This window comes from Pyxidicoccus sp. M15, from assembly GCF_056858435.1.
This window is the reverse complement of the sequence record NZ_CM166495.1, coordinates 11,815,125-11,835,764: the sequence shown is the minus strand read 5'-3', so window position 1 is coordinate 11,835,764 and position 20,640 is coordinate 11,815,125. Positions and strand designations below refer to the sequence as shown.

Here is a 20,640-nt window from a genome sequence, read left to right as displayed (position 1 = left end):
CGCGTTTTACCCACCGCGGCGCGCCCGGGCCCATGGTGCCCCCGGTGCACCTCAGTGACGGGTGGGCGGCGGCTCATCCCCGGTCGGGGCCGGAGGGGCGAGCTTCTGGGCGAGGAGGGCGAGCAATTCCTTCGTGGTGAGCCGGCCCGCCTGGTCCTTGCCTTCGAGGACGCCGGCCACCAGCGCGCGCTTGTGCTCGTGCAGCGCGAGCATCTGCTCCTCCAGGGTGCCGCGCGCCACCAGCCGGTAGACGGTGACGGGACGCTCCTGGCCGATGCGGTGGGCGCGGTCGGACGCCTGGTCCTCCACGGCCGGGTTCCACCACGGGTCCAGGTGGATGACGCTGGTGGCGGCGGTGAGGTTGAGGCCGAAGCCGCCGGCCTTGAGGGAGATGAGGAACAGCGGCGCGGTGCCCTCCTGGAAGGCCCGCACCCGCTCCGCCCGTGCGCCCTGCGGTGTCTGGCCGTCCAGGTACTCGTACCGGATGCCCTGCGCGTCCAGCACCTCGCGCACCAGCGCCAGGTGCGAGGTGAACTGGCTGAAGACGAGCGTCCGCTGCCCTTCCGCCCGCAGCTCCTCCACCAGCTCCATGAAGCGCTTCAGCTTGGAGGACTCCAGCGTGGAGGACGCGTCGTAGAGGCGCGGGTGCGAGGCGAGCAGGCGCAGCCGAGTGAGCGCGGCCAGGACTTCGATGCGGCGCTCCTGCTCGCGCAGCTTCGCCTTGCGCGTCTCCAGGTCCGAGAGCGCCGCGAGCCGGGCATCCTCGTAGAGCTGCCACTCGGCGGAGGAGAAGACCACGGGCACGCGCACGTCGGTGCGCGGGGGCAGCTGCGCCTCCACCTGGGCCTTGGTGCGCCGCAGGAGGAAGGGTTGCAGGACGCGGGCCAGCGCGGGCGCGGCGGTGGGGTCGATGCCCTTTTCAATCGGCGCCGCGAAGCGCTCGCGGAAGGCCTCCCAGCTTCCGAGCAGCTCCGGGAAGACGACGGCGAAGAGGGCCCACAGCTCGCCCAGGTGGTTCTCCAGCGGCGTGCCGGAGAGGGCGAAGCGGAAGTCCGCCTCCAGCAGCCTGGCCGCGCGGAAGCGGTGCGTCGCCGCGTTCTTCAGCGTCTGGGCCTCGTCGAAGACGACGGTGGAGAAGCGCAGGGCGGACAGCCGCTCGATGTCGCGCGTGAGCAGGCCGTAGCTGAGCACGAGGACGTCCTTCGGCCCCAGGCGCTCCAGCGTGCCGCCCCGGTCCTCCGCGTCCGCGTAGAGGTGCATCCGCAGGGAGGGGGCGAAGCGCTTCGCCTCATCCATCCAGTTGAAGGCCACGGAGGTGGGGGCCAGCACCAGCGCGGGGCCGAGCTTGCTCCTGTCGAGCAGCACGGCCAGGGCCTGCACCGTCTTGCCCAGGCCCATGTCGTCCGCGAGCACGCCGCCCGCGTTCCACGAGGCCAGCCGCGTGAGCCAGCGGAAGCCGTCGAGCTGGTAGTCGCGCAGCTCCGTCTTCAGCGTCGCGGGCACGCGGGGGCGCAGCTCCTTCGCGGCGAAGATGCGCTCCACGAGCTGCTGCCACGCGGCGTCCGACTCCACCTTCGCGCCCGCGGCGCCGAGCGCGCTCAGGGCCTCCGCGGCGGACGGGCCCACCTCCAGGCCGTGGCGCGAGAGGTACGCGTGGTCCGACAGCCGCTCCAGGTGTTGGCGCAGGGCGTCTTCAATCTCCACGTAGGACTGCGCGGTGACGTGGACGAAGCGCTCCTTGCGGCGGGCCGCGTCCAGCAGCCGGGCCAGCTCCACGCGCTCTCCGTCCACGGACAGCGCGCCGAGCACACCGAACCAGTGGCGCTTGCGCTCGACGGTGACCCTGAGGGCGGCGGGCCCGCGTCCGGCGAGCAGCCGCAGGGGCGCGCCGGTCCACTCCAGCTCGGGCTTCGGCTCCAGCGCGGCGCAGACCTTGAGCAGCGTCAGCGCGCCGTGGGCGCTGGTGTAGAGGAAGGTATAGGGGAAGACCTCGTCCGGACTGGCGGTGTCGAGCGGGAGCCGGGCCAGGAGCGCCTCGGCGGCCTCGCGCTCCTGGACGAAGTCGCGCACCGCGTGGAAGGGCGTGGTGCCGCGCCGCACGTGGACGTCGCGGGAGCCCTCACCGGGGATGAAGGCTCCGCTGTCAGGCAGCGGACGCGTGCGGAGCTCCAGGCGCACGCCGCCACCGTGCTGGGCCTCCAGCCGCAGCACCATGAGGTTGCGCGTGGGGAGGGCCTCGCCCATGACGCTGCGGGGCATGGCCACCGGCAGGCGCTGGGAGAACCTCGACAGGCGCTCCAGGAGCGCGCCGTGGCTCTCCGGAGGGAAGGCGTTGCCGTGGCGCTGGAGCACGGAGAGGACGGCGCGGGCCTCCGCGCTGACGTCGAGCACGGTGAGCCGGCGCGAGCCCTCGTCCCACAAGAAGAGGGCTTCCTCGGGCTTCGACTTGCGCACGCGCTCCAGCAGGGTGGGGGGAAGGGTGGCGCCGTCCACACCGGCGGCGACGATGACGGTGCCGTCGCGGTCCTCGGCGACGAGCCCCACCCGGGCGCGCTCGATTCGCACCAGCTCCGGGGTGTCCTCCAGGAAGATGCGCGGGTGGTTGGCGAGCTCGAAGAGCAGCTCTCGTGAAGCGGGGGCCGCGGTCTCCGGCAGCAGCGCGGCGAGGCGCGCGTCGGTGGGGGACAGCAGCGAGCCGTACTCCTGGAGGAGCCGTCGCCGGGTGAGCCGCGAGCCGGTGCTGAGCTGCCCCTTCTTGTTGCGGCGGTGGATGTAGGGGGCGAGCTCCACGCCGTAGCTGGGGATGACCTCCAGTCGCCAGGAGAGCTCCGAGCCCGCCGCCGCGCCCGGGCTCTCCTCGACGGCGCGCTCCAGGGCGCGCAGCGTGCGCTCCCACGCGGGGCGGACCAGCTCCTCGAGCAGGTCGCCGAGCTCGTCCGTCCAGGGCTGGCGCAGCCAGAGCAGGGCGGTGTCGATGGCGGCGAGCATGTGGACGCACGCGGTGGCGCCGCAGGAGCAGTCCGCCTTCACCTCCGTGGGCGAGAAGGTGAGGCGTGCCTCGGGGAGGATGAAGCCGGCCACGGCGCCGAGCGGCAACTCCGAGCAGCGCGTCTCCTTGAGCTTGAAGCCGGGGAGGACGGCGTCGTGCTGGAGGGCTTCCGGGGACAGCCAGCGCCGCGGCCGGGCGGCGACGGTGCCGGGGATTCGGGCCCGCAGCTCCATGAGGAGGCGGTGGACGGGGTGGGCGCGGGCTTCCTCGGGAGGACGCAGGCGCTCGGGGAGGGAGGCGCGGGCGTCCTCGGCGGCGGCGCGCTCGTCCTCCAGGAAGCGGCAGGCGAGGCGGGGGAGCAGGTCCCGCATCTTCGGGGACGGCTGGACGTCGGAGGTCCACCGCGCCACGGACTCCGCGCTGGCCAGCTCCACCAGCCTGCGCCCGGCGATGGCCATGCGGAACTGCGGCACCAGCGGGGCCTCCACGCGGGGGCCGAGCATGACGAGGCTCAGGCGGGTGACGTGCTCGATGCCGTGCGTGCGCAGCCACGTGAGCAGCGCGCCATCCGTGTCGAAGGGAGGGCCTCCCGGCTCCGGGGAGGAGGGGAGTGGGGACGGCGCGGGCTCGGCGGGCATGGCGAGACTTCTTCTTCAAGAAGCGAGGGGGAAAGGCAAGCCGATACCGGGGACCGTGAGCAGGCGGGCAGGCGTCCGGCGCGCCGAGGCGGTCAACCCCGTGCGGCGGATGCAACGGTGCTGAAGTTCCGCTCTGCCTGCGCCAGATGCTCCAGGAGCAGGGCGTTGACCTCCGTGACGCGTGTAATCGTCATGGCGTGGGCGGTGCCGCTCAGCTCGATGTAGCGCGCACCGGGAATCCCCTGGGCCAGCTCGCGGCCGGAGGCGGGTGTGGCGATGCGGTCATGCTCCGCGCTCGCGACGAGCGTGGGGAGGCCGGCCAGCTCGGAGAGGAATGGCCGTGCATCCGCGCGGGCCATGGTCTGCACCTGCTGCATCAGGATGGGCGGGGACGCCGAGAGGTCTCGGTCGAAGAGCGTGCCCAGCTTCTTCGCCATGGCATCAGCGTCCACGGCCACCAGTTCCTCGTGGGTGAGCACCATCTCCATGAAGGCGCGCTGGCGCATGCGCCGGGTGCCGATGCGGGTGCGCAGGCCAACGCGCACGAGCCACGGCGTCAGCCTGGAGGGCGCCTTGCCATTGGCGAACGTGCACAGGAGCGCGAGGCTTCGCACCCGTGCCTTCGCACGCCGGGCCACGTACTGCGCGATGAGCCCACCCATCGAGTGCCCGACGAGGTGCGCGCTCTGCCAGCCCTGGGCGTCCATCAGCGCGAGGACGTCCTCGGCCATGAGCTCGAGGGAGAGCGGCTCGGCGGAAGGAACGCTCCTTCCATAGGCGCGGTTGTCGAAGCACAGGCACTGGAAGCGCGGCGTCAGTGCGTCCAGCTGCGGCCTCCAGCCATTCGCGCCGACGCCCGAGCCCTGGATGAGCACGACGGGAGTCCCCTGTCCCTCCACGAACCAGCTCAGGTTGCAGCCCCGGTGCATCGTCGCGCGTCGTTCCACGAGCCCCTCCTTGGGGAGATGGGAGTGACGCTGCCATGGCCCGTTCGAGCAAGGCGAGTCGGCCGTCACAGGCGCGTCATGGAAGCCAGTGTTTGCGCTTCTCGGTGACGTGGCGGGGAGGGGCGCTACATCGTGGTGTCAGACCCGTGGGGTAGGAAGTAGTGGACACGCGGTAGAGGGTGGGGTTCCACTCCAGGGAGGCAGGGTCGATGATGGAAGGGTGGGGAGTGGGTGGCCTGGGGAGTTCCGAGATGAGCAAGGAGACCAAGCGCCCGGCGACGTATGCCGACCTGGAGGCGCTGCCCGATACGGTCGTCGGGCAGATCATCGACGGCGAGCTCATCGTCATGCCGCGGCCCGCGAGCCCGCATGGCATTGCGCACTCCGTGCTGCTCATGGCCCTGGGAGGTGCATTTCAGTTTGGGAGGGGTGGGCCCGGGGGTTGGTGGCTCATGACCGAACCGGAGCTGCACTTCAGCCAGGATGTCCTGGTGCCGGACATCGCGGGTTGGCGTCGCGAGCGCATGCCCCAGGTGCCCCGTGTCCCGTATTTCACCCAGGCGCCGGACTGGGTCTGCGAGGTGCTCTCTCCTTCCACCGCGGGCCTGGACCGCAAGCGGAAGCGGGAAATCTACGCACGCGAGGGAGTCTCGCATGTGTGGCTGGTGGACCCGGGCACGCGGACGCTGGAGGTGTTCCAGTTGCAAGACGGACAGTGGGTGGAGCGGGGCACCTGGGCGGATGATGCTCGCGTGCGCGCCGAGCCGTTCGAAGTGCTGGAGTTGGAGCTCGGGGCCTTGTGGGAGATGCAAGCGCCCTGACCTTCGTGACTCACTTCCTCACGCCCGCGCCACGGGTGCACGGGGCGCCGCCTTCGCGGAGAGCGCCAGCAGCACGCCCACCAGCAGCGCCGCTCCCGCCAGGACCAGGCGCTGAGTCACTGTCTCCCCGAGCAGCAGCACACCGCCCACCGCCGCCAGCACCGGCACGCAGAGCTGTACGATGGCGGCCCGGGTCGCCGTCAGGTGCGGCAGCGCCGCGTACCACAGGCTGTAGCCCACGCCCGACGCCAGCGCTCCCGAGCCCACCGCCAGCGCGACACCCTGCCCCGTCGCATGCGGCGTCCCCTGCACCAGCAGTCCCACACCCGACAGCGCCGCCGTCAGGGGTACGGAGCGCAGGAAGTTGTCCGCCGTCGCGGCCAGCGGATTGCGGTTGCCGCGCCCCCGCAGCGAGTACACGCCCCACGCCACCCCCGCGCCCGCCATCAGCGCCGCGCCCACCGGGTCCGGCGCGGACACGCCGGGCGCCGTCAGCCCCACCAGCCCGCCCAGCGCCAGCACCAGCCCCGCCACCTCGCGCCCCTTCGGACGCTCACCGCGCGCCAGCCCCGTGCCCAGCATCGTCGCCTGCACGCAGCCGAACAGCAGCAGCGCCCCCACACCCGCCGGGATGCGCACGTACGCCAGCGAGAAGCCCGCCGCGTACACGAAGAGCGCCAGCGCCGAGGGCCATGAGCCGCCCGTGTGCTTCCCGCCCCGCGCCCGCAGCAGCACCGCCAGCACCACCGCGCCGGACACCAGCCGCACCCCGGTGAAGGACGCCGCGTCGATGAGCCGGCCGCCTCCCGCCAGCGCCGCGCGGCACAGCAGCGAGTTGGCCGCGAAGCCCACCAGCGCCAGCACCGTGAGCAGTCCCGTCCGCATCACCGCCAGAATCCCACGGACAGGCCCACGTTGGTGTACCGGCGCGCCAGGTCGAAGGACGCGGTGAGCGCCCAGTCCTCCCAGTAGCGCAGGACGAACACCTCGAAGCCGCCCGTGAAGTGCGGCCGGGCCGGCCGGCCGTCGAAGGGCGAGGGCTCCGCATAGACGCCCGCGCGCAGGCGAATCATCCCCGGCACCGTGTCGTGCTCCACGCCGATGCGGGGCGCGAACTCGGAGGCGTGGCCCACCGGCTGCGCCTCCCCCGTGGAGGCGAACGAGCGCAACGGCACCGCGTTGTCCACGCCGGAGAAGAGGTCCACCTGCGCGCTGAGCAGCCACCGCCCCGCGGGCGCACCCTTCGGCTCCTCCGCCGGCACCGGCAGCGCGTCTCCCTCCACCACCAGTTGCCGCCGCGCCGCCGGAGACAGGCGGTTGTAGCGCTCGGCGCCCTCGCCGAAGCGCCAGCTCGCCCCCAGGGACAGCACCGCCGGCGACACCACCGCGCCGAAGAGCGTGCGGCCCGCCAGCACCGGCGCCTGCCCGTCTTCATCTCTCAGGTCCGCCACCACCTCCGGCCGCACCGTCACGCCCAGCCGCCACGCGCGCCCGTGCGGCCGGTACAGCATGTCCACCTCCACGCCCGTGTCGCCGTACCGGATTTCGTCACCGCCCGAGGAGAGCCGGAAGGTCGCCTGCGCCGCGAAGAGCCCCAGCGCGAGGATGAAGTCGTCCTGTCCGAAGGACACCGCCCCCGCCAGCACCGACTGCGTCAGGGAGACGCGGATGCGCTCGCTGTCCCCGTTGCATGCGGCCGTGGCGCAGTAGGACACCGAGCTGTTGCGCAGCGCGAAGCCGATGCCGAAGCGCTTGTATTGCAGCAGCAGCCCGCCCAGCAGCTGCCGGCTGTCCTCCGACTCGTCCGGCCGGCCGTCGTTGTCCAAATCCCGCTTGCGCCCGCCCGTGAAGGGCAGGTCCAGCCAGGTCAGCGTGACGCCCAGGTCCCAGTCCTTCTCCAGCGAGGCGCTCCGGTGCGCCAGGGCCGCCAGGTTGCTGGGGAAGCCCGCGGCGCCCTCGGCAATGCCCACGTACGCGCCGCCCAGCGCCACCACGCGCGCCGAGCCCAGCAGCGAGCCGGGGTTGAAGTACAGCCGCTCCGGGCGCGGCGCCTGGGGCTCTTCGTCCTGCGCCCACGCCGCCGGGGCGCCGCACAGCACCGCCGCGCAGAGCAGGGCCACCGCGCATCTCGAGCCCGCGCTCAAGGCAGTCCACCCCGCGCGCGCCCGGGGGCGGCCGGGCCGAGTGAGTCCGGGCCCACCGCTGCCCCCGCGCACCGCGCGCTCAGTGAGCCCGGGCCCACCGCTGCCCCCGCGCACCGCGCGCTCAGTGAGCCCGGGCCCACCGCTGCCCCCGCGCACCGCGCGCTCATGGTGGCACACGGCTCACGCGCCGCTTCGCGCGGCACGCGGCCTCCGTGCTCGCTGCCCGGGACGCGCCAGGCCCTCCGCACCCCGGCGCTCACTTCGCCCGCACCACCTCCGCGAAGAGACGGTCGGCCTCGGCGGCCAGGCCGGTGTCGCGGAAGGTGAGGCCCCCGGCGTCATGGGTGACGAGCGCCAGCGTCACCTTCCTCCAGCGGATGTCGATGTCCGGGTGGTGGTTCTCCTTCTCCGCCGCCTGCGCCACCTTCTCCACGAAGGCGATGCCGGCGAGGAAGGAGGGCGCCTCGTACGTGCGGCGAATCATCCCGCCCTCGTGCTTCCACTCGGGATGCTGGGCGAGGAAGGACTGGAGCGCCTCGGGAGCGAGCAGCGTGCGGTCATAGGCCATGACCGCTTTCTACCCGCTCCCGCGCCCGAGGGAAGCCGCCAGTGCCGCGCCGTCAGCGGGTGGACGCCCGCGGGTACACCACCAGTCCCGTCCCATCCAAAGTCTTCACCCAGATGAAGCGCTCATGGATGTGGGGCTGCTCGGCCCCCGTCGGCGAGGGCGCCAGCTCCAGCTCCACCCGCCCGGTCTCCGCGTTCCAGCGTGGCGCCACGTAGGCACCGAAGGTGCCCGCCGCTCCGAGGTACGGCAGCGAGGGGCCCGGGCGCATCAGGGGCGGGAAGCTGGTGAGCTGTCCTTCCAGCGACAGCGCGCCGGTCTCCACCAGCCGGTCGCCCGCGACGGCGAGGCGGCGGAGCGTCTCCTGCGCCACCGACGTCGAGGTGTCGAAGGTCCGGATCCACAGCACGCCGTCCTCGGAGCCCACGGGCTCGCCCGACAGGAGCTGACAGGACTCGCCCGACACGGAGACGTAGCCCCCCGCGCCGCCGGGCTGGAACGGGCAGGCCTGGGTCCGCAACTCGAAGGTGTTCCTGTCCTGGATGATGCCCACCACGAAGAGCCGAGTGCCCGCGCGCACCAGCATCCCGCCCGCGGAGTCGCCGCCGAAGGAGCGCCTCTCTCCCGAGCGCACCCACCCCGCCGTGGGCCCGGTGGCGATGCCCCCGGTCTCGGTGAAGGTGTAGCGGTGCAGCTGCGAGTCGCTCAGCACCGTCAGCTCGTCCGGCGTGGCGAGCCGCGCGTGAGGTCCCGGATACGGGGAGTTCGGCGGGCTCGCGCCGGGAGGGTAGGGCGCGGTGCCGGCGGGCTCGAGCGCGCCGGTGCCCGTGTCGACGTAGCGGCGCACCGTGTCCACGTCCACCGTCCACACCACGTCTCCCGCCACCGCCGTCGCGACGGGCAGGGTGCCGAACGATTGGGGCTCCGCGTCCGACTCCCGCCAGGCCTGGTTGCCGCACACCCAGGTGCCCCGCGTGGTGCGGTCCAGGTGCTGGCACGACGCGGAGAAGGGGACGCGCGCCAGCTCGGGCTCGCCGCGGCGGTCCCGCACGATGAAGACGCCGAGCTGCTGGAGGCTGCCCACCGGCGCGAAGGAGACGATGACGTGGTGGCGCCCCTCCACCGCGGCCGTGAAGCGGACGGTGGCCTCGTTGCCGTCCCCGCTCAGCACCGCCGTGGCGGGCACGGGCCGGTTCTCCGGGTCCTTCACCTCCACGGTGACGGACTCCGGCCGCGGCGGCGTCGGGTCCACGACGCAGGGGCGGACCACATTGGCGGCCACGTCGAAGGCCACCGGCTTGCCTACACCGAAGACGTGGGACATCGGCCGCTGCGTCCCCGGCCTGTCTCCGAAGCAGGGCTCGGGCTGGCCCGGGCAGCCGGTGCCGCCGCCCAGCGCGAGCAGGGCGGCCAACAGGCCCATCCAGCGAGGGGCCTTCATCACGCCCGCTCCACCGCTCGCTTCCACTTGGCCAGGTGCCGCTCGCGGGCGTCGCCCCGCATCTTCGGCTTGAATGTCTTGTCCGCCTTCCACGCGCGGCGGATGGCGTCCGGGCTGTCCCAGACGCCCGCGCCCAGGCCTCCGAGGAACGCGGCGCCCAGGCTCGTCGTCTCCAGGTTGCGCGGCCGGACCACCGGCACGCCGAGGATGTCCGCCTGGTACTGCATGAGGAGGTTGTTGGCCGCCGCGCCGCCGTCCACCTTGAAGACGGGGATGTCCCGCCCGCTGTCGCGGCGCATGGCGTCCGCGAGGTCATGAAGCTGCAGGGCGATGCCCTCCAGCAGCGCGCGCGCGAAGTGGGCCACGGTGGTGGAGCGGTCGATGCCGGCGAAGAGGCCACGCGCCTCGGGACGCCAGTGCGGCGCGCCCAGTCCCGCCAGCGCCGGGACGAACACCACGTCCCCGGAGTCCTTCACGCTGGCGGCGAGCGCCTCGATGTCCGGCGCGCGCTTGATGACCTTGAGCCCGTCGCGCATCCACTGCACCGCGGCGCCGGCGATGAAGCTGCTGCCCTCCAGCGCGTACGTGGTGGTGCCGGTGCCGCCCAGCCGCCACGCCACCGTGGTGAGCAGGCCGGAGTTGGAGCGCACCGGCGTGGTGCCGGTGTTCATCAACAGGAAGGCGCCGGTGCCGTACGTGCACTTGGACTCGCCGGGCTCGAAGCACGCCTGTCCGAAGAGGGCGGCCTGCTGGTCTCCGGCCATGCCCGCCACGGGCACGCCGTCCGGCAGGCTGCGCATGCCACGCGTGGTGCCGTACACCTCCGCGGAGCCGCGAATCTGCGGCAGGCACGCGGCCGGCACCGACAGCAGCGAGCGCATGTCGTCATTCCACTGCAGCGTGGTCAGGTCCATCAGCAGCGTGCGGCTGGCGTTGGACACGTCGGTGACGTGCGCGGAGCCGCCGGTGAGCTTGTAGACGAGCCACGTGTCGATGGTGCCGAAGCACACGTCGCCCTTCTCCGCGCGGGCGCGCGCGCCCTTCAGGTGCTCGAAGAACCAGGTGAGCTTCGTGCCGGAGAAGTACGGGTCCACGACGAGCCCCGTCACCTCGCGCACGCGCGGCTCCACGCCCTTTTCCTTGAGCCGCCGGCACATCTCCGACGTGCGCCGGTCCTGCCAGACGATGGCCTTCGCCAGCGGCTTGCCGGTGCCGCGCATCCACAGGCCCGTCGTCTCGCGCTGGTTGGTGATGCCCACCGCGGAGATGTCCCGGCCGTTGAGGCCCGCGTCCTTCAGGGCCCGGGCGATGCACCACTCGCTGGTGGCCCAGATTTCGTCCAGGTCGTGCTCCACCCAGGACGGCTTGGGGAAGTGCTGGGTGAACTCCTTGTAGGAGCGGCCCACCACCTGGAGCTTCGAGTCGAGGATGGAGACGTGGGTTCCGGTGGTGCCCTGGTCCAGGGCCAGCACGTATTTCGCCTTCGGCATGGGGTGAGTCCTCCCAACGGCAGACGGCCAGATGGGAGGAACCTACTCCAGCCTGGGGGCCGGACAGGCGAGGTTCCTGTCGGGCCGGGGGACTAGTAGCCGTACGGGCGACGGGTGCCGAAGAAGCGGCGCATGCCATACGCCGCGAGGCCGCCCATGGCCATGCGCCCCATCGTGCTGCCCAGGAATCCGCCCGAAGCGGTCCGGCTCCGTCCGTAGCCATAGCCGAGGGGCCGGCGGCCATAACTGGTGCGCCCGCGATTCCAACCACCCGAGCCATAGCCGCGGCTGCCTGCGCTGAGACTACCGAGAATGCTTCCCAGAAGAGACATGGTGAGACCTCCTGTCGTGCGTCGTTTGGGTTCGAAGGCCCCGCGAGGGCGGGAGTGCCCCCGCGAGAGCGGAGTGCCTTCAAGTTGACGCTGCTTCCCGTTGGGGGCACCCCTTCCCGGACGGCGCACCCTCCGGGGCCAGCAGGCGGCCCCGGAGGCAGGCAGGCAGCCTCACTTCCCGGTGTAGATGCCGATGGCCCCCCGGTGGACGATGTTGCCCGCCGAGTCGCGGTAGGCGCTGAAGGCCACCAGCACCTTGCGCTCGTCCCCGCTGCCCACCATGCGGATGTCCCAGATGGGCAGGCCGGCGAGGTTGCCCATCACGCTGTTGTGGCTGACGAAGCTGCCCTCGGCGTGCATCCGCATCAGGCCGCGGCCCCAGCGGTGGCCAATCCACAGGCTGCCATCGCGGGTGTCCCGCTCGATGGAGGAGATGAAGCGGTCCTGCGCGCCGTCCAGGTGGTACGCCGTCACCTGGCCCGCGTCGTTCATCTTCGCCAGGCCCCACGCGAAGCTGGAGAACCACACCGTGCCGTCCGGCATGAGCACCAGGTCGCTGACGAGGTCGTCCTTGCGCTGCTCGCTGGTGGGAATCTGCGGCTCGGCCACCGCGTCCGGCCAGAGGTCGATGCGGTTGGCCCGGTACTTCTTCTCCTCCGTCTGCTTGCGCGCCATCTCGAAGTTCCACGGCGCGCCGGTGCCGACGTGGCCCACCGCGTTGGTCATTATCTTGAAGCGCGAGCTGCGGATGTGCGTGCCCATCCAGATGTCGCCATCGGGCCGCACCGCCACGCCCCACACGTCACCCGCGAGCCGGCTGTCCTCGCTGGTGCTGTCGTCGCTCATGGCGATGGCCGGGTGGACGTGCTCCATGACGCCGAACTTGCAGCGCTGGCGCGTCTCGCGGCCCGTCTCGTTCCCTGCCGAGTCCTTGTAGATGTAGACCCACTCGTTGGCGGCGCGAACCGCCGGGTCCTGGCACTCGGTGCCGCCCTCGTAGTCCGGCTCACCCCAGGCCAGGCCGTGGTTGGAGGCGAACCAGAGCGCGTTGCGCTGCTTGTCCCAGACGATGCGGTTCACCGTGCAGAGCTTCTCGCGGTGGCCGTAGCCGGGCACCGAGTGCGCCATCGAGTGGATGTCGTAGTGCACCACGCGCAGGCTGCCGTCGTCCTGGAGCAGCACGCGGTCCGCGTCGCCGCTCTTGAAGATGGCGGGGTCCTCGAGCTCGCCGGGGGCCTTGTAGAACTCGCTCTCGCAGTTGGGCCGGCCCTCGTAGCCCACCCAGACGGTGCCCGCCGGGCCGCCCGTCACGGCAATGACCTTGAGGGAGCGCTTCTCCGGCGCGGGGTCCTTGCCCTTCCACGGCGCCCACGGCTTCAGGCCGTCCGCCATGGTGTAGCAGCGGAAGGAGGACGCGCCCGGACGCAGCAGGCACAGGCCGTCCTCGCCGCCGGCCACCCAGAGGTTGCCGCCCTCGTCCTCGGTGACGCCGAGCACCTCGCGCGGAGCGCCCTCGGCGGCGCCGAAGAAGCGCCAGTCCTTCGAATTCGGCGGCACGTTGTCGCCGCCGCCCGGGTTGCCCGTGCCGCCATCCGGCGTGCCCGAGTCGGGAGTCCCGGAGTCAGGCGTCCCGGAGTCGGGAGTCCCGGAGTCGGGCGTGCCGGAGTCGGGAGTCCCGGAGTCCGGGGTGCCCGAGTCGGGAGTCCCGGAGTCGGGCGTGCCGGCATCGGTCTCCTCCCCGGGAGGCGGATTCTCTCCATCTCCGGGGCTCTCGTCGGGATTCCCCGAGGGGTCCTCGACGGCGGGACGGGTCTCCGGTGTTCCGCCTCCGCCGCATGCCGTCCATAACGCCGCTCCCAGCAACCCCGCCCACCACCTGCTTCGTCCCAGCCAGCGCATACCCCGGTCTGCCTCCAACGTCCGACGGCGGACGTTCCACTCGTAGCCACTGAGCCCAGAGGCAAGCGGGGTGCCAGGAGTTGACGCGGGGTGAAGCGCGCCACACGCCGCCACGAGGGAAGCGTATGGGGTGGCGTGGGGCACCGCTTTTCCCAGGCGAGGAAGTCCCACGCCTGACCCGTTGGTGCTGGAGGTGCGTCCGGTGGACGCGCGCCCGGGCCTACCGCCTGCGGTAGTAGCTGTTCTCGCAGCCGTTGGCCCGGGTGGCGAACACCGCCCTGCCGGCGGCGCCGGAGCTCCACTTCGACTGGAACGCCTGGCAGCGGGCCTCCGGGTACTGGTAGCAGCTCAGCGGGAAGACGCAGTCCATGATGTCCGGATGTGGCTCTCCATGGCCGTGGTGAAGCCGGACGCCGCCGCTGGGTTCCGCCCCGCCGCGCCCATGATGTCCCCGCCCGGCTGCGCCACGTTGACGGCGATGCGCCCTCCGCTGGTCTGGCCGAGGTAGCACCCCGAGTTGCCCGTGCAGCCCTGGCCGATGTTGTACTTCGTCACCGACACCGGGATGCACGTGCGCCCGCCGTAGTACGCCAGGCCCGGGTCGCTCAGCCCTCCCAGCCAGAGGCACTGCGGGCCGCTCCCGCTCGCCTCGTGGGCCTGGCACGTCGCCGAGTCATACGTCCAGCAGGCGGCGTTCGGGTCCGCCGCCATCTGGGTGATGAGCTGGTTCACCGTCAGCGCCGAGCTGCACCACGACGCGCAGCCGGGCGCGGGCTACTTCACCGGGCTGCTCGCGGCGGCCTCGGCCTCCGGTGTCCCGCGGGCCCGCGTCTCCGCGCGCCTGGGGCCCTGCGTGTCCGCGTACCCCGTCAGCTCCACGTAGCCACGGCCCGTGAGCGGCCTGCCCTCGCGCGAGCCCTCCAGGCTCACCGCGCCTTCCCAGTACAGCACGCTGACGGGCAGCTCCTGGTCCGCCAGCTTCGGCGTCACCGTGACATCCAGCCCCAACTTCTCCACACGCAGGCGCCAGCGTGACGGGTACTCGCCGCCGCTGCGCGGGCTCTTCCACGTGTCCAGGACCTCGAGTCGCATGTCCTCGCGCGACACGCGGGCCGGCTCGCTCGAGGCCGCGCCCGGCGGAGGCACCCACGTGCCCGAGCTGAACCGGTCCGAGGAGCCGTCCTTGCGGCGCAGTTGGTAGTACATCAGCTCGCTGCCGTCGGAGAGCTGCAGCGAGAACCAGTCCCAGCCCACCTGGTCCGCGCCGAGCGCGCTGGTGCTCCACTCGCGGTCCATCCAGCTCTCGCCCTTCACCTCGTACGTCCGCCCGTCCACGCGCACGGTGCCTCGCGAGGGCATCCGCGTCATCGAGTAGTAGTAGGACGCGTTGCCCCGCTCCGGCCCCTTCTGGCTCAGGCCCCTGTCTCCCTGGAGCACCGGCGGCTTGCCCGGCTCCAGCAGCAGCTCCAGCGCGACTTCATCCGTCTGCGCGTGCAGCCGCACGGGCCAGGTGGCCTCGCCCACGCTGGCGGCCTCCCAGTCCTCCAGCCACACCTTGAAGGGCTTTGCGCTCGCTCCGGCCAATTCCAGCGCGGAGCGACTGAAGCGCTCCGAGACATGGAACCCGCCGCCCCCCACGTCCGACACGGTGAAGTGCCCCAGGTACACCTGCCGCGCGCCCCACGCGGACGCGCGCTGTGGCGCCTGTGGGGCGAGCGCGCTGCGGAACAGGGTGAACTGGTAGCCGAAGGCGCGCCCGTCCTCCGTCTCCAGATTGCCCGTCCAGTACCACCACTCCGTGCGGAACTCCGGGTGCGGGCCGTGGTCCTCGGGGAACTGGAACGCACGGGGCTCCACCGCGCGCGCGTAGCCCGCCGCGCTCGTGTCCGCGCCGCCGAGTGCTCCGCTCACCGTGAGCGTCCCACTGCCTGGCAGCGGGGGCGGCGCCGACTCGCGCGTGACGACGGCCACGGCCGCTGCCAGTCCCACCAGCACCACCGCCGTCCCGATGACGAGCCCTCGGCCGCCGCTCATGCCTCACTCCTCCCGCAGCGCGAGCGCGGGGTTGGCGCGCGCCATCTTCCACGCCGGGTACAGCCCGGCCAGCGCCGACGCCACCAGCGCCAGCAGCACCGCCTGCAACAACGTCTCCGGCGTCACCGCCAGCTGCAGCGTCCACCCGAAGGAGCGCTGGTTGATGACGTGCACCAGCACATACGCCAGCGCCACGCCGAGCGGCACGGAGAACAGCCCCGCCAGCAGCCCCAGCAGGCCCGTCTGCAGGGACACCAGCCCCCAGAGCTGTCCCGGCGTCAGCCCGGTGGCGCGCAGCACCGCCAGCTCCCGGGCCCGCTCCAGCTGCAGCGACATCAGCGCGCTCAAGACGCCCACGAAGGCCACGCCGATGGCCAGCAGCCGGAGCACCTGCGTAATCGTGAAGGTGCGGTCGAACACCTCCAGCGACGCCTGCCGCAGCGAGCGGTTGGCACGCACCAGCAGCGCCTGCGTGTCCCCGGTCCGCTCGCGCACCGAGGCCACCAGCGCATCCACGTCCTGCCCGGGCGCGGCGTACAGCGCGACGCCGCTCACGCCCCGGTCGTCGTACCAGCGCTCGTACGTGGAGCGCGGCATCAGCATCGTCCCCACGTCCGAGCCGTAGTCGAAGTACACGCCGACGACGCGGAAGTCGTGCGGCCCCTTGTCCGTCGCCAGCTGCACCGTGCCGCCCACGTCCACGCGGCGGTGGAAGCTGAAGGGCTCGGACACGAGGATGGCGTCCGGTGACGCCTCCAGCTCGCGCCACACCGAGGCCGCGTCGCCCTGCTTGAAGCGGTAGGGCCGCGCCTGCGTCCGCGAGAAGTCGATGGCCACCAGGTCCGTGGGCACGCCGTCCGCGCGCGTCGTCGTCACGCGGATGGTGCTGCTCGCGGCGGCGCCCGGCGTGGAGCGCAGGCGCTCGTCCAGGCCCGGCACCAGCGTGGCGGTTCCGCGCCGTGCGACGAGCGACGGCGGGGAGATGAACACGTCCGCCTGCAGCGACGTGTCCAGCCACGACACCACCGTGCCGCGGAAGCTGGACACCATGAGGCCCACGCCCACCGTGGTGGCCACCGCCACCATCAGTGCCGCCAGCGCCACCGCCGTGCGGCTGAGGCTGGTGCGCACGCTGCGCGCCGCCATGCGTCCCATCAACCCGAAGGCCAGGCCCAGCGGCGCCGCGGCGGCCACCGACAGCCGCTCCGTCACCCACGGCACCAGCAGCGCCGCGCCCAGCAGCACGGAGAAGAGGCCCCCGTACGCCGGCAGCAGCGCCTGCGTGGGCCACACCAGCAGCGCCGTGCCCGCGGCCAGCACCCCCAGGCCCAGCAGCGCCAGCTTCGGCGCGCGGCTTCGCGACACGTCCTCCACCGTGGAGCGCCGCATCGTCGTCACCGGCGGGGAGCGCGCCGCCTCCCACGCGGGCACCAGCGCCGCCAGCACCGTGGCGCCCAGGCCCAGCACCAGCCCCTTGGCCAGCGTGAAGGGCTCCAGCGCCAGCCCGCGCACGCTCACCACGAAGTACAAATCGTTGAACGTCTGCGTGACGAGCCCCACCAGCCCGCGCGCCAGCAGCACGCCGAGCAGCAGGCCCGCCACCGTGCCCACGGCGCCGAGCACCGCCGCCTCGCCCAGCACCAGCGCGAAGAGCTCGCCGCGCGTAATCCCGACCGCGCGCAGCCGCCCCAGCAGCCCGCGCCGCTGCACCACGGAGAACGTCATCGTGTTGTAGATGAGGAACATCCCCACCACGAGCGCCAGCAGCGACAGCGCGGTGAGGTTGGTGCGGAAGGCCCGCGTCATCTGCTCCACCGTGCCTGCCCGCGCGGAGGCGCGCACCAGCTCCGTGCCCGGGGGCAGCGTCGCCTCCAGCCGCGTCGCCTCCGCGTCGTCGCGCATCCGCAGGTCCACGCGCGTCAGCCGCCCCACCTGCCCGAGCACCTCCTGCGCGGTGGACACGTCCGTGAGCACCAGCGCCTCCAGCGCCCGCGCGGTGTCCGGGTCCGACGGCTCCAGCAGCGCCGACACGCGCAGCCGCTTGTCCAGGCCCTCCACGCGCACCAGCAACTCGCCCCCGGCGGGGATGCCCAGTGCCCGCGCGGCCCGGGCGCTCAGCAGCACCGAGCCCGGCTCGGTGAGCAGCGCACCCACGTCGCCCACGGCCTCGCCCTTCGCGTAGTCGCGGAAGGGGCCTTCGGCGAACGGGTCCACGCCCAGCACGGTGAGCGTGCGCCTGTCGCCCACCGCCGCCTGCACGTGGCCCTCCACCACCGGCGCGGACACCGGCGCGTCGCGGCGCAGGCGCATGTCCCGGTACACGCGCTCGTCCACGCCCGTGGAGCCGCCGCCCACGAGCTGGTGCGTGGCCCGGCCGGCCACCGCGTCCGTGGAGCGCTCGAAGGCGCGCAGCGCGCTGTCGCTCGCCAGGTCGATGGACACCACCACCGCCACGCCCAACGCAATGCCGAGCAGCGACAGCGCCGTCAGCCACGGGTGGCCGCCCAGGTGGCGCAGGCTGGAGCGGACCAGCAGCCCCTTCATCGCGCGTCCCTTCGCGCGTGCTCGCGCTCCACCAGCCGTCCGCCCTCCATCTGCAGCACGCGGTCCGCGCGAGCCACCAGCCCCGGCTCGTGCGTCACCATGAGCGCGCACGCGTTGCCCTGCCGCGTGAGGCCCTCCAGCAAGTCCAGCACCTGCCGCGCCGTCGTCTCGTCCAGGTTGCCGGTGGGCTCGTCCGCGAGCAGCAGCGGCGGCGAGTGCGCCAGTGCGCGCGCCACCGCCACGCGCTGCTGCTCGCCGCCGGACAGCCGGTCCGGGAAGCTGCCCGCGCGCGCCGCCAGCCCCACGCGCTCCAGCAGCGCCCGCGCCTTCGCGCTGGACTCCGCGGCGGCGTGCCCGTTGAGCTCCAGGGGCAGCCGCACGTTCTCCTCCACCGTCAGCGTGGGCAGCAGGTTGAAGGCCTGGAAGATGAAGCCGATGCGCTCGCGCCGCAGCAGCGTGCGCTCGCGCTCGCTCAGCCGGCCCAGGTCCCTGCCGTCCACGCGCACCTCGCCCTGGCTGGGCACATCAATGCCGCTGATGAGGTTGAGCAGCGTGGATTTGCCCGAGCCGCTGCGGCCCAGCAGCACCACGAACTCGCCCCGGTACAGGGAGAGGCGGACGCCGGAGAGCACCTCTCGCACGGTGTCGCCTTCGGCATAGGCCTTCGTTACATCGCGCAGCTCGACGAGGGGCGGGGTGTCGGACGGAGGCATGGACGCGTCTCAAATACACGCATGCCCCCCGTGCCGCCGTGTTTTGTGCCTGCCCGTTCTGGAGCTCAGGCGCCCACGTGCCGGGCGTCCCATGTCTCCGAGTAGCGCCACTGCTCCAGGAAGCCCGCCACCTCGGACGCCAGCAGCGGGCCCGCCGTGTCCCGGGGAATGATGTGGAAGCCGTCGCGCAGGGAGAGGAAGCGCACCGCCGGGCTCGCCGTGAGCCTCCGGGCGAGCCACCGCCCGCCCTCCGGGTCCACCACGTGGTCCTGCTCCGCCACCGCCACCAGCGTGGGGCAGCGCACGTGCGCCACGTCCCGCACCGCCAGGTTCTGCAGGGTGCACAAGTCCCGCAGCCGCGCCACCGGGAAGGCCGGGAGGACGGGCGCTTCCGCCAGCGCCTCCGGGTCCGAGAGGTCCGTGCCCGTCTTCTCCACCCAGGGGCGGGCCCACTCCAGCACCGGCGTGCGAGCCAGCTGCCGGATGAGGAACATGCGCGGCCCCCGGAAGCGCACCGCCGGGGCCACCAGCGCCAGGGCCTTCACGGCGTCCGGGTGCCGGGCCGCCAGCCCCAGCGCCAGCAGCGCGCCCATGGACAGGCCCGCGACGAAGATGTTCCGGTGGCCGTGCAGCGCGAGCAGCGCGCTGTCCGCCGCGGCCTGCCAGTCCCGCCAGTTGACGTGCAGCAGCGCCTGGGGCGTGGTGCCGTGTCCCGGCAGCCGGGGCGCCACCACGCGCAGGCCGCGCGCGGCCAGGGCCTCTCCCAGCGGGCGCATGTCCCACGGGCTGCCGGTGAAGCCGTGCAGCAGCAGGCACACGTCCTCGCCCCGGCCCAAATCGAAGGGCGCCGTCTTCCGCGGGTCCATGGGCTCGGAGGTTGGCTCTGGCATCGCGCTCACCCCGTGACGCTGGCCACGAGCGGGCGCAGGCGCTATGCCCTCTGCCTCATGGCGGACACTCCGAAGCCCCCGGACATGCAGTTGCAGATACAGATAGACGAGGACGTGGCCAATGGTCAGTACGTGAACATGGCGCTGGTGAACCACTCCGACACCGAGTTCACCCTGGACTTCATCTACGTCCAGCCCCAGGTCCCCAAGGCGCGGGTCCGCTCCCGCATCATCACCAACCCCAAGCACATGAAGCGCCTGGTGGCGGCCATGCAGGACAACATCGCTCGCTATGAGGCGAAGTACGGCGCCATCGTCCTGCGCGAGGACGACGGCGGCATGCACTGACGCACCGCGGACGTCCTACGAGTGCCGCGCGGTCGGCTGCTGGGGCGCGGGCGAGCCTTCCGGCGGCTGCTGCGAGGGCAGCGGCGGGGCCTCGGGCACGTCCTGCGGGGGCAGCTCATGCACCCCTTCCTGCTCCTCCAGCTGCTCGGAAGGGTGCTGGCGCTCGGCCAGGTACGCGTCGACGCGCTTCTCCAGGTAGCTGGCCATCTGCGGGGACACCCGGGCCAGCAGGGCCCACTCGATGTCGCCGGCGCGGTAGAGGTGGGGCTTCGTCGGGGACATGGGCTCGCCCATGACATACGAGCCGGCCTGTCCCGAGGTGCCGCCGGCGTTGCTCTTGCTGCCACCCCCCTCGGACCCGGCCTCCTTGCCCTCCCGGGTGCCCGCGAAGCTGCCCGGGTGCGAGGGCGCCAGGCCGTTGGTGGTGTAGGCCATGCGGTAGGCGCGCACCATGGTGCGGCCGTTCTCCAGCCGGACCGCCTGCACCAGCACGCGCGACCAGCTCGCGCCCACCTCGATGTTGCCCTGAATCTTCCACGAGGTGTGCACGTAGAGCGGGTCCGACGTGGGGAGCAGCCGATACCCCCGCTCGGTGAGCAGCTCCCGCACCGTCTGCAGCAGGGCCTCCGGCGGGAGCTTGTAGACGGCGTGGCTGCCGGTGCCCTCCAGCAACTCCTTGCGAGGGTCTCGGGTCGTGGCGCAGCCCGAGGCTCCCAGCACGAGCCCGACGGCCACCAGCAGTGCGAGACGCCGCTTCATGAGACACCCACCTGGTCCCCGGCCCGGGTTCGGACGTCCTCCGGCGGCCTGGGGAAGCATGGGGCCGGAGGGCAGGAGTACAACGC

The 20,640-nt window shown here is 72.6% G+C and carries 18 protein-coding genes; 2 read left to right on the top strand and 16 right to left on the bottom strand.

Annotated elements, in window-relative coordinates; genetic code table 11:
* Positions 1 to 51: 51 nt before the first annotated feature.
* Both ACX9TP_RS43870 and ACX9TP_RS43865 read right to left on the bottom strand, forming a co-directional pair.
* Positions 52 to 3,627, bottom strand: coding sequence for a DEAD/DEAH box helicase (locus ACX9TP_RS43870; protein ID WP_482976661.1), 3,576 nt, complete (start codon positions 3,625 to 3,627; stop codon positions 52 to 54).
* 92 nt (positions 3,628 to 3,719) lie between these two features.
* Positions 3,720 to 4,574 carry an alpha/beta fold hydrolase gene (locus ACX9TP_RS43865; protein WP_482976660.1) on the bottom strand — a complete coding sequence of 285 codons (855 nt, stop codon included), beginning with the start codon at positions 4,572 to 4,574 and terminating at the stop codon, positions 3,720 to 3,722.
* Between the two features lie 251 nt (positions 4,575 to 4,825).
* Here ACX9TP_RS43865 and ACX9TP_RS43860 point away from each other — a divergent pair, with 251 nt between their 5' ends.
* A complete protein-coding gene (locus ACX9TP_RS43860; RefSeq protein ID WP_482976659.1) occupies positions 4,826 to 5,395 on the top strand; it encodes a Uma2 family endonuclease in 570 nt (189 codons plus the stop codon).
* Positions 5,396 to 5,413: 18 nt separating this feature from the next.
* On the opposite strand, the gene ACX9TP_RS43855 is transcribed toward ACX9TP_RS43860, so the two are convergent.
* The 13 genes from ACX9TP_RS43855 to ACX9TP_RS43795 all read right to left on the bottom strand — a co-directional run bounded on the left by ACX9TP_RS43855 (position 5,414) and on the right by ACX9TP_RS43795 (position 19,423).
* Positions 5,414 to 6,280, bottom strand: coding sequence for a DMT family transporter (locus ACX9TP_RS43855; protein WP_482976658.1), 867 nt, complete (start codon positions 6,278 to 6,280; stop codon positions 5,414 to 5,416).
* A complete protein-coding gene (locus ACX9TP_RS43850) occupies positions 6,280 to 7,515 on the bottom strand; it encodes a hypothetical protein (RefSeq protein ID WP_482976657.1) in 1,236 nt (411 codons plus the stop codon). The genes ACX9TP_RS43855 and ACX9TP_RS43850 overlap by 1 nt, the downstream gene beginning before the upstream one ends.
* Before the next feature lie 280 nt (positions 7,516 to 7,795).
* Positions 7,796 to 8,107, bottom strand: a complete 312-nt coding sequence (locus ACX9TP_RS43845; RefSeq protein ID WP_482976656.1) for a 4a-hydroxytetrahydrobiopterin dehydratase — start codon at positions 8,105 to 8,107, stop codon at positions 7,796 to 7,798.
* A 52-nt stretch (positions 8,108 to 8,159) separates the two neighbouring features.
* Positions 8,160 to 9,545 carry a hypothetical protein gene (locus tag ACX9TP_RS43840; protein WP_482976655.1) on the bottom strand — a complete coding sequence of 462 codons (1,386 nt, stop codon included), beginning with the start codon at positions 9,543 to 9,545 and terminating at the stop codon, positions 8,160 to 8,162.
* Entirely contained in the window at positions 9,545 to 11,035 is a 1,491-nt protein-coding gene (gene glpK / locus ACX9TP_RS43835) for a glycerol kinase GlpK (protein WP_482976654.1), read from the bottom strand. Before glpK ends, ACX9TP_RS43840 begins: the two co-directional genes overlap by 1 nt.
* A 92-nt stretch (positions 11,036 to 11,127) precedes the next feature.
* Entirely contained in the window at positions 11,128 to 11,367 is a 240-nt protein-coding gene (locus ACX9TP_RS43830; RefSeq protein WP_482976653.1) for a hypothetical protein, read from the bottom strand.
* A gap of 171 nt (positions 11,368 to 11,538) precedes the next feature.
* Positions 11,539 to 12,924, bottom strand: coding sequence for a hypothetical protein (locus tag ACX9TP_RS43825; protein ID WP_482976652.1), 1,386 nt, complete (start codon positions 12,922 to 12,924; stop codon positions 11,539 to 11,541).
* A gap of 562 nt (positions 12,925 to 13,486) precedes the next feature.
* A complete protein-coding gene (locus ACX9TP_RS43820) occupies positions 13,487 to 13,636 on the bottom strand; it encodes a hypothetical protein (RefSeq protein ID WP_482976651.1) in 150 nt (49 codons plus the stop codon).
* Positions 13,615 to 13,998, bottom strand: a complete 384-nt coding sequence (locus ACX9TP_RS43815) for a hypothetical protein (RefSeq protein ID WP_482976650.1) — start codon at positions 13,996 to 13,998, stop codon at positions 13,615 to 13,617. The genes ACX9TP_RS43820 and ACX9TP_RS43815 overlap by 22 nt, the downstream gene beginning before the upstream one ends.
* A gap of 42 nt (positions 13,999 to 14,040) precedes the next feature.
* Positions 14,041 to 15,300 (bottom strand): lipocalin-like domain-containing protein, encoded by a 1,260-nt coding sequence (locus ACX9TP_RS43810; RefSeq protein ID WP_482976649.1) that lies wholly within the window; start codon positions 15,298 to 15,300, stop codon positions 14,041 to 14,043.
* A gap of 3 nt (positions 15,301 to 15,303) precedes the next feature.
* On the bottom strand, positions 15,304 to 17,844 hold the full coding sequence (locus ACX9TP_RS43805; RefSeq protein WP_482976648.1) for an FtsX-like permease family protein: 2,541 nt from the start codon (positions 17,842 to 17,844) through the stop codon (positions 15,304 to 15,306).
* Positions 17,841 to 18,557 (bottom strand): ABC transporter ATP-binding protein, encoded by a 717-nt coding sequence (locus ACX9TP_RS43800; protein WP_482976647.1) that lies wholly within the window; start codon positions 18,555 to 18,557, stop codon positions 17,841 to 17,843. The genes ACX9TP_RS43805 and ACX9TP_RS43800 overlap by 4 nt, the downstream gene beginning before the upstream one ends.
* Positions 18,558 to 18,622: 65 nt before the next feature.
* Complete coding sequence (locus tag ACX9TP_RS43795; RefSeq protein WP_482982322.1) at positions 18,623 to 19,423, bottom strand: alpha/beta hydrolase; 801 nt, start codon at positions 19,421 to 19,423, stop codon at positions 18,623 to 18,625.
* A gap of 81 nt (positions 19,424 to 19,504) precedes the next feature.
* Between ACX9TP_RS43795 and ACX9TP_RS43790 the strand changes: the two genes are divergently transcribed.
* The gene (locus tag ACX9TP_RS43790; RefSeq protein ID WP_482982321.1) at positions 19,505 to 19,795 is read left to right on the top strand and encodes a DUF3467 domain-containing protein; all 291 of its coding nucleotides are present in this window, start codon (positions 19,505 to 19,507) and stop codon (positions 19,793 to 19,795) included.
* Between the two features lie 15 nt (positions 19,796 to 19,810).
* Here ACX9TP_RS43790 and ACX9TP_RS43785 read toward each other — a convergent pair whose 3' ends face one another.
* On the bottom strand, positions 19,811 to 20,554 hold the full coding sequence (locus ACX9TP_RS43785; protein WP_482976646.1) for a hypothetical protein: 744 nt from the start codon (positions 20,552 to 20,554) through the stop codon (positions 19,811 to 19,813).
* Between the last annotated feature and the right edge of the window lie 86 nt (positions 20,555 to 20,640).

Excerpts from the sequence above, each read along its gene's own strand:
- ACX9TP_RS43860 (WP_482976659.1), top strand. The coding sequence starts at position 4,826 with ATGAGCAAGGAGACCAAGCGCCCGGCGACGTATGCCGACCTGGAGGCG.
- ACX9TP_RS43795 (WP_482982322.1), bottom strand. The coding sequence starts at position 19,423 with ATGGACCCGCGGAAGACGGCGCCCTTCGATTTGGGCCGGGGCGAGGAC.
- ACX9TP_RS43870 (WP_482976661.1), bottom strand. The coding sequence starts at position 3,627 with ATGCCCGCCGAGCCCGCGCCGTCCCCACTCCCCTCCTCCCCGGAGCCG.
- ACX9TP_RS43820 (WP_482976651.1), bottom strand. The coding sequence starts at position 13,636 with ATGGACTGCGTCTTCCCGCTGAGCTGCTACCAGTACCCGGAGGCCCGC.
- ACX9TP_RS43785 (WP_482976646.1), bottom strand. The coding sequence starts at position 20,554 with ATGAAGCGGCGTCTCGCACTGCTGGTGGCCGTCGGGCTCGTGCTGGGA.
- ACX9TP_RS43805 (WP_482976648.1), bottom strand. The coding sequence starts at position 17,844 with ATGAAGGGGCTGCTGGTCCGCTCCAGCCTGCGCCACCTGGGCGGCCAC.
- ACX9TP_RS43800 (WP_482976647.1), bottom strand. The coding sequence starts at position 18,557 with ATGCCTCCGTCCGACACCCCGCCCCTCGTCGAGCTGCGCGATGTAACG.
- ACX9TP_RS43855 (WP_482976658.1), bottom strand. The coding sequence starts at position 6,280 with ATGCGGACGGGACTGCTCACGGTGCTGGCGCTGGTGGGCTTCGCGGCC.
- ACX9TP_RS43830 (WP_482976653.1), bottom strand. The coding sequence starts at position 11,367 with ATGTCTCTTCTGGGAAGCATTCTCGGTAGTCTCAGCGCAGGCAGCCGC.
- ACX9TP_RS43810 (WP_482976649.1), bottom strand. The coding sequence starts at position 15,300 with ATGAGCGGCGGCCGAGGGCTCGTCATCGGGACGGCGGTGGTGCTGGTG.
- glpK (WP_482976654.1), bottom strand. The coding sequence starts at position 11,035 with ATGCCGAAGGCGAAATACGTGCTGGCCCTGGACCAGGGCACCACCGGA.
- ACX9TP_RS43840 (WP_482976655.1), bottom strand. The coding sequence starts at position 9,545 with ATGAAGGCCCCTCGCTGGATGGGCCTGTTGGCCGCCCTGCTCGCGCTG.
- ACX9TP_RS43845 (WP_482976656.1), bottom strand. The coding sequence starts at position 8,107 with ATGGCCTATGACCGCACGCTGCTCGCTCCCGAGGCGCTCCAGTCCTTC.
- ACX9TP_RS43790 (WP_482982321.1), top strand. The coding sequence starts at position 19,505 with ATGGCGGACACTCCGAAGCCCCCGGACATGCAGTTGCAGATACAGATA.